8 protein-coding genes are annotated in these 10,082 nt (G+C 69.8%); 5 read left to right on the forward strand and 3 right to left on the reverse strand.

The window, feature by feature from the left end; all coding sequences use genetic code 11:
- Positions 1 to 52 precede the first annotated feature (52 nt).
- Positions 53 to 1,342 carry a M14 family metallopeptidase gene (locus tag NR810_RS42280; RefSeq protein ID WP_257461033.1) on the reverse strand — a complete coding sequence of 430 codons (1,290 nt, stop codon included), beginning with the start codon at positions 1,340 to 1,342 and terminating at the stop codon, positions 53 to 55.
- Between the two features lie 124 nt (positions 1,343 to 1,466).
- Here NR810_RS42280 and NR810_RS42285 point away from each other — a divergent pair, with 124 nt between their 5' ends.
- The 3 genes from NR810_RS42285 (at position 1,467) to NR810_RS42295 (ending at position 4,885) form a co-directional block, all read left to right on the forward strand.
- A complete protein-coding gene (locus tag NR810_RS42285; protein ID WP_257461034.1) occupies positions 1,467 to 2,822 on the forward strand; it encodes an alanine/glycine:cation symporter family protein in 1,356 nt (451 codons plus the stop codon).
- A gap of 87 nt (positions 2,823 to 2,909) precedes the next feature.
- Positions 2,910 to 4,178, forward strand: coding sequence for an AAA family ATPase (locus tag NR810_RS42290; RefSeq protein ID WP_257461037.1), 1,269 nt, complete (start codon positions 2,910 to 2,912; stop codon positions 4,176 to 4,178).
- Positions 4,175 to 4,885, forward strand: a complete 711-nt coding sequence (locus NR810_RS42295; protein ID WP_257461040.1) for a hypothetical protein — start codon at positions 4,175 to 4,177, stop codon at positions 4,883 to 4,885. The genes NR810_RS42290 and NR810_RS42295 overlap by 4 nt, the downstream gene beginning before the upstream one ends.
- A 36-nt stretch (positions 4,886 to 4,921) precedes the next feature.
- On the opposite strand, the gene NR810_RS42300 is transcribed toward NR810_RS42295, so the two are convergent.
- Together NR810_RS42300 and NR810_RS42305 are read right to left on the reverse strand one after the other, a co-directional pair.
- Entirely contained in the window at positions 4,922 to 6,124 is a 1,203-nt protein-coding gene (locus tag NR810_RS42300; RefSeq protein WP_257461042.1) for a DUF819 family protein, read from the reverse strand.
- On the reverse strand, positions 6,121 to 7,149 hold the full coding sequence (locus NR810_RS42305) for a dipeptide epimerase (protein ID WP_257461044.1): 1,029 nt from the start codon (positions 7,147 to 7,149) through the stop codon (positions 6,121 to 6,123). The genes NR810_RS42300 and NR810_RS42305 overlap by 4 nt, the downstream gene beginning before the upstream one ends.
- Positions 7,150 to 7,249: 100 nt before the next feature.
- On the opposite strand from NR810_RS42305, the gene NR810_RS42310 reads away from it, so the two are divergent.
- Both NR810_RS42310 and NR810_RS42315 read left to right on the forward strand, forming a co-directional pair.
- The gene (locus NR810_RS42310; RefSeq protein ID WP_257461045.1) at positions 7,250 to 8,659 is read left to right on the forward strand and encodes a M20/M25/M40 family metallo-hydrolase; all 1,410 of its coding nucleotides are present in this window, start codon (positions 7,250 to 7,252) and stop codon (positions 8,657 to 8,659) included.
- Between the two features lie 154 nt (positions 8,660 to 8,813).
- Complete coding sequence (locus NR810_RS42315) at positions 8,814 to 9,962, forward strand: C39 family peptidase (protein WP_257461047.1); 1,149 nt, start codon at positions 8,814 to 8,816, stop codon at positions 9,960 to 9,962.
- Positions 9,963 to 10,082: the final 120 nt, after the last annotated feature.

The raw sequence follows: 10,082 nt of genomic DNA on the forward strand, positions 1-10,082 counted from the left end.
CTCCTAGGAAGTCAGGTCCTACCTTTGCCACATTTTCGTCAATGTTGGGAAATCAACACCCGTAGCGGATGATTCGCTCCACCCGGTAACTCCCAGCGGGCTCCACCGGCCGCAGCAACATCAACTCCGCGGGCAGCTCCACCCGCAGTGTGAGCGCGCTCCGGGGAGGCAGGGGCAGCGTGTCCCCTTCCTTCACGCCCCCGGCGGGGAGCGGCACCACCGTGAGCCCGGTGCCGTCCACGACCTCCACGGCGCCGTACACGCGCAGGTCCCCCAGCTCCTCGACGGTGCCCGTGAGCACCACGGAGGGTGTGCCCTCCCGGTCGCGCACCGCCAGGGTCGCCGCCACGCCAACATCCGCGAGGAAGGCGTCCCCCGCCTCGCCGAAGACGTGGGCGCCCCGGATGACGAGGTGCAGCAGGCCCTTGCTCTCATTGAAGGGGATGGACTCGTAGCGCGCGAGGTCCGCGTGCTCCACCTCCCCGCTCGCCAGTGAATCCAGGGCGGTCACCAGGGCCACGAAGTTGAGCCGGAGCAGCGGCACATCCGGCTCGGCCGAGGGCCACGGGCCGGTCTCGATGAGCACGGTGGGCGTGCCCCAGCGCACCAGGTTGTCGCCGAAGGCGCGGGTCTCGAAGGAGTCGTCGTAGCGGCCGATCTGCCCGGGGGCGAGCGGCTCCAGGGCGTCCCGGATGACGGCGCACACCTTCTTGGCGAGCACCCGCCCCGGGTTGTCCCCGCGCGCCACGTCGAAGGGCGGAGCCAGCAGCGAGATGGAGGCGGGCCGGCCCGTGCCCCCCACCGCCGTGCGCCAGCTCTGGTTGTGGAGGTTGAAGCCGAGCGACGGCTGGAGCCGGTCCCTCACCGCCTTGAGCGTCCGCCCCTCGGGGGTCTGGAGCGCCAGCGCGTCCCGGTTGATGTCGATGCCCTGCGCGTTGCGCCGCTGGAAGCGCTCGGCGCCATCCGGGTTGAGCATCGGCAGGGCGTGCAGGGAGAGCGCGGAGAGCAGCCGCGCCACGCGGGGATGCGCACGGTGGCGGCGCACGTATTCGAAGAGGTCGAGGAGCGCCGTCGTGGCGGTGGGCTCGTCCCCGTGCATCTGGGACCAGAGGAGGATGTGCCGGGGACCGCTCCCGAACCGGATGAGGTTGAGCGAACGCCCCTCTACAGAGCGGCCGACCTCCTCCAAGTGGAACAGGTCCGGCGCCGCCTCGCGGAGCCGCCGGAGCCGCTCCTCCACGAGGGCGTGGCGGACGAGGGCGGGAGGGGGCAGGTCCTGGGGATGGACCTCGGACCAGAGCTCGGAGAGCTCGCGGGGGGTAGCGGGGGCGGACGGGGTCATGAGCCTGATCGGCAGGATGCCACGTTTCACCTCCCGGCGGCCCTCGGCGTGTTTGCCGAGTTCGCGAGGGAACGTGAGGGGGGAAGGTGCCAGGAAGGGCCTGGACGGACTATGACGGGCCCACATGCTGCCCGAACCCATCCGCCACGCGATCGACGTAGCCAGCAACGCCGTCTGGGGACCCTGGACCATGGCCCTCCTGCTCGGGACTGGCGTGTTCCTGACGGTGCGGCTCCGGTTCGTCCAGGTGGCGCGCTTCCGGGACGCGCTGCGCGCCATGGTGCCCACGCAGGCGAGCGGCGCCGGATCGCTGAGTCCCTTCCAGGCGTTCATGACCGCGCTCGCGGCGTCCATCGGCACCGGCAACATCGCGGGCGTGGCCACGGCCATCGTGAGCGGCGGACCGGGGGCGCTGTTCTGGATCTGGGTATATGGATTCTTCGCCACGTCCATCAAGTTCTGCGAGGCGGTGCTGGGCATCCGCTACCGCCAGGTTCACGGGGAGCGGCTGTCCGCGGGCCCGATGCACTACCTGAAGGACGGACTGGGCTCGCCGAAGCTGGCGTGGCTCTACGCGCTCATCGCGGGCGTGGCCGCGCTCACGACGACGCCCTTCACCCAGCCCAACTCCATGGCCGTGGTGCTGCAGAGCCAGTTCTCGATTCCGCCCCTGGCCTCGGGCATCGCCATCGCCGTGCTCACGTGGCTGGTGGTCATCGGCGGCGTGAAGAGCATCGGCCGCGCGGCCGAGCGCCTCGCTCCGCTGAAGGTGGGCCTCTACCTGGCCGGCGGGCTCGTGGTCATCCTCACGCACGCGGCGCGGCTGCCCGAGGTGTTCGCGCTCGTCTTCCGCGAGGCCTTCTCCATGCATGCGGCCGGAGGTGGCGCCGCCGGAGTGGGGATGATGGTGGCCATGCGCTACGGCATCGCCCGGGGCATCTACGCCAACGAGGCGGGGTATGGCACCGCGGCGGTGGCCTATGGCACGGCGCGCACCGACGCCCCCGTCCAGCAGGGGCTCCAGGCGGTGATGGAGGTGTTCATCGTCTCGTGCGTCACCTCGACCATCAGCGCGCTGGTGATCCTGGCGAGCGGCGCGTGGACGTCCGGGCTCACGAGCACGGCCGTGGTGGCCCAGGCCTTCAACACCGCCATGCCCACCGTGGGCGGGTGGATCGTCGCGTTCTGCGCCTTCCTGTTCGGCTACACCACGCTGATTGGCTGGGCCTACTACGGCGAGCAGTTCCTCGAGTATGCCATTGGTCTGCGCGTCACCGTGCCCTACCGGTGGCTCTACTGCGGATTGGTCGTCTTCGGAGCCATGGGCAAGGTGGAGACCATCTGGGCCTGGGGCGACCTGATGAATGGCTTGCAGGTGTTCCCCAACCTCGTGGGGTTGATTGGCTTGAGCGGCGTGGCGGCATCGACGCTGCGCCAGCCCAGGCCGCAACAGGCAGAGCCCAGCACGCCCCTGGCCTGATCTTCCACGAGGTCTGCCCGGGATTTGTCCCTACACCCGACCTGACCTATACCCGCGCGGGACGGGCGATCCACGCTCGGAGAGACGATGCTCGAACGGCTGGAGCTCCATCACGTCGGACCGGCACCGAAGTTGGAATTCGACTTCGCGCCCCGGCTGAATCTGCTCACGGGTGACAATGGGCTCGGGAAGACGTTCATCCTGGACGTCGCCTGGTGGGCGCTGACCCGCTCCTGGGCCAGTTCCCCCGCGCTGCCCCACCGTGGACAGGGTATCCGTCCCACCATCTCCTTCCGGTACAGGAGCAAGACCACCGCTGTCGACTACTCCAGCGAATACGACTTTCAGCAGCAGGCCTGGACGCCCAAGCGAGGGCGGCCCGGCAACCCAGGACTGGTTCTCTATGCCCGCGTGGATGGCTCTTTCTCGGTCTGGGATCCGGCGCGCAACTACTGGAAGAACGCACCTACCCTGGGAGTGAACGCTCCGGACCGACCCCTCGCCTATCACTTCACGCCCTCTCAGGTCTGGGATGGACTGCAGCCAGACGGCAAGGTTCTTTGCAATGGCCTGATCCGGGACTGGGCCTCCTGGCAGGGTCGCAACAACGAGCCCTACCTGCAGCTCTTGAAGGTGCTGGAAGTCCTCTCTCCCTCCGATGAGGAACGCATCGTTCCAGGAGAGCTCACCCGAATCAGCCTGGAAGACGTACGCGACATGCCGACGCTCCGGACGGCCTATGGTCAGGAAGTGCCGGTGGTGCATGCCTCCGCGGGGGTCAAGCGCATCATCGCTCTTGCCTACCTGCTCGTGTGGACCTGGCAGGAGCACATCCAGGCGAGTCGTCTGCTCAATCAGGACGTGACCCGGCAGATCATCTTCCTGATCGACGAGGTCGAAGCGCACCTGCATCCGCGCTGGCAACGGACCATCCTGCGCTCGCTGCTGAGCGTGATGGAGGCCCTCACGGGCGCTGATGATGTGGAGATCCAGGTTGTCGCCGTGACCCACTCACCGCTCCTACTCGCCTCGCTGGAACCGCTGTTCGATCCCCAGCGAGACGCGCTCTGGCATATGCAATTGGTCAACGGTGAGGTGACCCTGGAGCGGGAGACCTGGCGGCGGCGCGGCGACGCGAACTCCTGGCTCATCTCCGACGTGTTCGCACTGGGTGAGCCCCGCTCCCTGGAGGCGGAGCAGGCCCTCCAGAGGGCCGAAGACCTGATGCGCCGCCAGGACGTCCAACGCACGGAGTTCGACGAGGCCCAACAGAAGCTGCGGGAGAGTCTTCCGGACGTCGATCCGTTCTGGGTGCAGTGGCGGTTCTGGGCGAGGCAGTCGGGACTCGAGAAATGATCCGCGTCGAGAAGCAGCCCGAACCACGTCCACCCGACTTCGACTTCGATGGGGAAGTCCGCCAGCCCGGTCTGAGCGCCCTGGCCGAGCTGACGGGGCAGGTACCAACGCTCAGCCGCCCAGGTCCTCGCATCCGGAAACAAGCGGATCGGCTCGAGGACCTGAGCCCCAAGGTGCTCCGTCAGTACGACTACTGGACCCGGGCGCTCGATGCGCTCCACGCGGCATATCGGGGCATCTGCGCCTATTCATGCTTCTATATCGAGCCCATCGCGGGTCCGACGGTGGATCACTTCGTCGCCATCACGAAGGCCGCGCCTCGTGAAGCCTACGAGTGGGACAACTACCGGCTCGCATGCTCGCTGATGAACGCATGCAAGAACGCCTTCACGGACGTCTTGGATCCATTCGACGTGCGTGACGGCTGGTTCGTGCTCAACCTGGACACCTTCGAGGTCGAACCCGCGAAAGACCTCGAAGCGGACTTGAAGAAGCGCGTGGAAGACACGTGCACCCGCTTGAAGCTCAACTCCCCCGAGTGCAAGAACATGCGCCGCCGGTGGTTCAACATGTACTGGAACCCCAAGGATCCCACCCGGCCCGTTCCACTGTGGTTCTTCGAGGAGCATGCCCCCTTTCTCGCTCGTGAGATGCGCCGGCAGGGCCGCGTTCGCCCCGAGGACCAGGAGCGTGCGGACGGAAACTGAGGGAAGCACGAATTCGACAGCCCGGAGTCGAGGCCCTCAGTGGAGGAGCCGGTACACCTGCTCCAGCAGCACCGCGCACAGCAGCCCGCCGTAGGTGCCCAGCACGTAGCCGGCCACCGCCAGCATCACCCCCACGGGCGCGAGCGCCGGATGGAAGGCCGCCGCCACTACCGACGCGGAGGCCGCTCCGCCCACGTTGGCCTGCGAGCCCACCGCCGCGAAGAAGATGGGCGCCCGCAGCAGCCGCCGTGCCCCCAGGATGAAGCCCGCGTGCACCGCCATCCACACCACGCCCACCGCCACCATCGCGGGCGCGTCCAGCAGCCGCCGGAAGTCCGCCTTGGCGCCAATGGTCATCACCAGCACGTAGAGGAACAGCGCGCCGATGCGGCTCGCCCCGGCCCCCTCCAGGTTGCGCAGCGGGGTGAACGAGAGCGCCGCCCCCACCGTCGTCACCAGGATGACCACCCAGGTGAAGCCCGTGATGATGGTGCCGATGTCCGGCAACTGCTTCGCGAGCGCCGTGCACGCCACCGTGGTGCCAAACCCGAGGGTGAGGATCCACACCAGGTCCGACAGGCTCGCGGGCCGCAGCACCGAGGCGTGGAAGCGCTCCACCTGCTCGCGCACCACGTCGATGGCTCGCCGGTCCGCGCCCATGCGCTCGTCCATCTGCCGCTCGCGGCCCGCGAAGTAGAGCAGCACCGCCGTCCACATGTTCGACACGCCCACGTCCACCACCACCATCATGCTCAGCGTGTCTTCCCGCGTCCCGATGCTCTGCCCGATGGCCACGAAGTTCGCGCTGCCGCCAATCCACGAGCCACTCAGCGCCGCCAGCCCCTTCCACGCCTGTTCACCGAGCTCCGCCGGCATCCAGTGGCCCAGCAGCAAGTACGCGAGCGGCCCGCCGATGATGATGCCCGCCGTCCCCGCCAGGAACAGCACCACCGCGTTGCGCCCCAACCGCGCGATGGCCTTCAAGTCCATCGACAGCACCTGGAGCACCAGGCTCGTCGGCAGCAGGTACGCCGACACGAAGCCGTAGAGGTCCGACTTCGTGGGGATGACGCCCGTGTTCGAGAGCAGCGTGGGGATGAAGTAGACGAGGACGAGGATGGGCAGGACCCTGAAGACCCGCGCGCCCACCGGGTGTCGCTCCGCGAGGAACAGCAGCGCCAGCACGGCCAGCAGCACCGTGAGCACCGCCATCGGGCTCTGGACGAGCGGCTCCGTCATGGAGAGCCCTGGGGCTCCACGCCCAGCCCGGGCCCGTCACCCAGGCGGATGTAGCCCTGCTCCACGGGGTGCCCGCGGAAGGGGTCCGCCGAGATGAGCAGGTTGCCGTCCAGGTCCAGCCAGTCCACCAGCGGCCCCAGGTGCGCCGCCGCCGCGATGCCCAACGACGTCTCCACCATGCACCCCAACATCACCTTCAGCCCGCAGGAGCGCGCCGTCTCGATGATGCGCAGCGCCTCGCGGATGCCTCCGCACTTCTGCAACTTGACGTTGATGCCGTGGTAGCCCTCGGCCAGCTTCGGCACGTCCACCGCCATCATCACCGCCTCGTCCGCCACCAGCGGCAGCGGCGAGCGCTGGCGCAGCCACTTCGCTCCCTCCGTGTCCGCCGCCGGCAGCGGCTGCTCCACCAGCTCCACCCCCTGCCCCGCCAGCCACTCGATGTGCTTCAGCGCCTCCTCGGGGCCCCAGGCCTCGTTGGCGTCCACCCGCACCGTCTTGGGCGTGGCGGCCCGCACCGCGCCGAACGTCTCTCGCACCGACTGTGCGCCCAGCTTCACCTTGAGCACGGGGTACGGCTCCGCCTCACGCACCTTGCGCACCAGCGTCTCCGGGTCGTCGATGCCGATGGAGAACGACGTGAGGGGCATCCGCGCCGCGTCCAGGCCCAGCATCCGGTAGAGCGGCGCCCCGAGCCGCTTGCCCGCGAGATCGTACAGCGCGATGTCCAGCGCCGCCTTCGCCGCGTGGTTTCCCGGCAGGGCCTGCTCGATGCGCTCCGAGAGCACGCGGAAGTGACGCAGGTCCGCCCCCTCGAGCACGGGAGCCAGCTTCTGGAGCGCCTCGGTCACCGTCTCCGCGGACTCGCCGTAGCGCACGTTCGGAGCGGCCTCGCCCCGGCCCACCAGGGCTCCCTCGCGAAGCTCCACGAGGACGTTGCGCTTCGAGGTGCTGGTCCCTCGCGAGATGGTCCACGCGTGGCGGAGGGGCAGCTCGATGGTTCGGACGGTGAGCGGGAGCGACATGTCGGGGGGCCTCCAGGCGCTTTGCCATTAGCACAGGCCGGGAGTCACGGTCTCCTCCCGTTCCTCCCCACGGCGCCACGGACTCCCATACACTGGAGGCATGCGCCCCCTGCTCTTCGTTCTCGCCCTCCTGGCACTGCCGGGTTGCGGCCACGCCGCCGGCCCGTCCCGGAGCACTCCGCCCCGCGCCGCCGGGGAGATGCGCACGCTGCTCGCCGAGCTCATCGCCGTGGACACCTCCAATCCCCCGGGCAACGAGGCCGCCGCCGCCCAGGTGGCCGCGCGGTGGTTGCGCGAGGCCGGCATCGAGTCCCAGCTCGCCGAGCCCGTTCCCGGACGCGCCCACCTCATCGCCCGGCTGAAGGGCAGCGGCCGCGCACGCCCCGTGCTGGTGCTCGCCCACCTCGACACGGTCCCCGCCCGGCGCGAGGAGTGGGCGTCCGACCCGTGGACGCTCACCGAGCGCGATGGCTTCCTCTACGGACGCGGCGTCCAGGACAACAAGGGCATGGTGGCGGCCAGCGTGCTCGCGCTGCGGCGGCTGAAACGCGAGGGGACGAAGCTCTCGCGCGACGTGGTGCTCGTGCTCAGCGCGGACGAGGAGGTGGGCTCCAACGCGGGCATCGGCTGGCTGCTGGAGCACCATCCCGAGCTGCGCGAGGCGGAGCTCGCCCTCAACGAGGGAGGCCTCACGGAGCTGTCCGAGGATCGCGCCCGCGTGCGCTTCGTCAGCCTCCAGGCCGCGGAGCGCGTGTCGCGCAACGTGGTGCTCAAGGCCACCGGGCCCGGCGGCCACTCCTCGGTGCCTCCGGCCGCGCCCAACCCCATGGTGCGCCTGGCCGCGGCGGTGGCCCGCGTCGGAGCCCTCACCTTCCCCACCCGGCTCACGCCCGTGACCCGGTTGAACGTGGAGGGCCGCGTGAAGGTGACGGGCGGTGAGCTGGGCCAGGCCCTTCAACGGCTCGCGGCCACCCCGGACGCTCCGCCCCAGGAGGCGGTGGACACCATCGCCCGGCTGGAGCCGGCCCTCGCGGCCGTGCTGCGCACCACCTGCGTGCCCACCGTCTTCAACGCCGGCACCCGGCCCAACGTCATCCCCGCCACCGCCGAGGCCACCATCAACTGCCGGCTGCTCCCGGACGAGGACATCCAGGCCGTCCGCGCCCGGCTCGTCGCGGCCGTGGACGACCCGGACATCCAGGTGCAGCTGGACATGAAGCCTCCGGACTCGCCCGCCTCGCCCGTGGGAGACAACGCGATGTTCCGCGCCACCCGGTCCGCCGCCGCCCGCGTGTGGCCCGGCGCCCCCGTCTTCCCCCGCATGTCCACCGGCACCACCGAGTCCACCGCGCTGCGCCGCGCCGGCATCCACGCCTACGGCATCGACCTCTTCGCCCTCACGCCGGACGACGCCCGGACGGCCCACGCGCCCAACGAGCGCATCCCGGTGGCCTCGCTCCAGCCCGGCGCCGAGTTCGTCTACCAGCTGCTCTCCGAGCTGGCGAAGTGAGCCCCCGGATACTCCCCCCGACAGCATTCACCCGAGCCCCATGAAGACCCTGACGACTGCCCGAGTCCCGCTGTATCTGGTCCTGCTGGCATCGACGTTGACGGCCTGTGCCTGGCAGGCACGGCCCACGACCCCATCCACGGAGGAAGGCCCGGTGGCGAGAATCTGGAGAAAGAGCGCGCGGGCGCGTGACTTCGAGCGCTTCACCCGCCAGGGCACCGCGCTCACCCCGGAGGGAGCGCTGGAGCTCGACGCGGCGACGGCCCGCTCCGCGCCCGACCCGTTCCCCTCGCACGTACCGCCCGACACCACGACGCCTCCCGCCCCGGGCAGCTACGTCTTCGGCAGCGCCCTCTCGGAGGAGCTCTCCGTCCCCGCCGGCTTCGACAACGTGGTGCCCTCCTTCGACGCGCTCACTCCGCCCGGCACCTGGGTGCGGCTGACGCTCGCCGCACGCGTGGAGGGCCAGTGGACGAAGGACTACGACTTCGGCGTCTGGGCCTTCGACCCGGGTACCGTCGTGCGCCACAGCAAGGATCGCCAGGAGGACGCGCAGGGCCGCGTCCTCACCGACACCCTCGCCCTGAAGAAGAAGGCGGACGCGCTGCGCATGACGGTGTGGCTCTTCTCCACCAGGCCCGGCGTGAGCCCCCGCGTCCGCGCGCTCTCGGCGGCGATGACCGATACGACCCGCACCGCCGCGGACGAAGCCTCGGACCAGCGCGCCTGGGGAACGGTGCTGGACGTGCCCGGTCGCTCGCAGATGCTCTACCCGCCGGATGGCGGCGCCTGGTGCTCGCCCACCTCGACCTCGATGATCCTCGCGTACTGGGCGAAGAAGCTGGGCCGCGACGAGCTCGTGGTCCCGGTGCCGGTGGCGGCCGAGTACATCCATGACCGTGTCTATGGAGGCACCGGCAACTGGCCCTTCAACACCGCCTACGCCTCCGCGCTGGGAGACGGCGCCCTGCACGCCCTGGTGGCGCGCTTCGACTCGTTCGCGCAGGTGGAGCGGCTCGTCTCCGAGGGCATCCCCGTCAGCATCAGCATCGCCTACGAGCCAGGGGAGCTGACCGGCTCGCCCATCACCCGCTCGGACGGGCACCTCATCGTGGTGAAGGGGTTCACCCCCTCGGGAGACGTCGTCTGCAACGACCCCGCCTTCCCCAACGACGAGACGGTGCACGTGACGTACAAGCGCCAAGAGCTGCTGCGAGCGTGGAATCACTCCCGGCGCGCGGCCTACGTCGTGTGGCCCGCGGGCACCGAGCTGCCCTCCGGCGCGCTCACCTTCGTGAATTGAGGCGCTTCAGCGGACCTGGGGGGGGGCAATCCCAGTCCCCGGCTCCAACCGGAGGCCGTGCGTGCGGCAAGCAGGGGGCCGAGCGCCGCCAAAAACTGGCTTCACGCAAAGTGACGTATC

Origin of the sequence: Archangium lipolyticum (genome assembly GCF_024623785.1) — a bacterium.
In the GTDB taxonomy this organism is placed as follows: domain Bacteria; phylum Myxococcota; class Myxococcia; order Myxococcales; family Myxococcaceae; genus Archangium; species Archangium lipolyticum.

What these genes read in the sequence shown, in the direction of transcription:
- NR810_RS42280 (WP_257461033.1), bottom strand. Translation starts at nt 1,342, where the DNA reads ATGACCCCGTCCGCCCCCGCTACCCCCCGCGAGCTCTCCGAGCTCTGG.
- NR810_RS42285 (WP_257461034.1), top strand. Translation starts at nt 1,467, where the DNA reads ATGCTGCCCGAACCCATCCGCCACGCGATCGACGTAGCCAGCAACGCC.
- NR810_RS42290 (WP_257461037.1), top strand. Translation starts at nt 2,910, where the DNA reads ATGCTCGAACGGCTGGAGCTCCATCACGTCGGACCGGCACCGAAGTTG.
- NR810_RS42295 (WP_257461040.1), top strand. Translation starts at nt 4,175, where the DNA reads ATGATCCGCGTCGAGAAGCAGCCCGAACCACGTCCACCCGACTTCGAC.
- NR810_RS42300 (WP_257461042.1), bottom strand. Translation starts at nt 6,124, where the DNA reads ATGACGGAGCCGCTCGTCCAGAGCCCGATGGCGGTGCTCACGGTGCTG.
- NR810_RS42305 (WP_257461044.1), bottom strand. Translation starts at nt 7,149, where the DNA reads ATGTCGCTCCCGCTCACCGTCCGAACCATCGAGCTGCCCCTCCGCCAC.
- NR810_RS42310 (WP_257461045.1), top strand. Translation starts at nt 7,250, where the DNA reads ATGCGCCCCCTGCTCTTCGTTCTCGCCCTCCTGGCACTGCCGGGTTGC.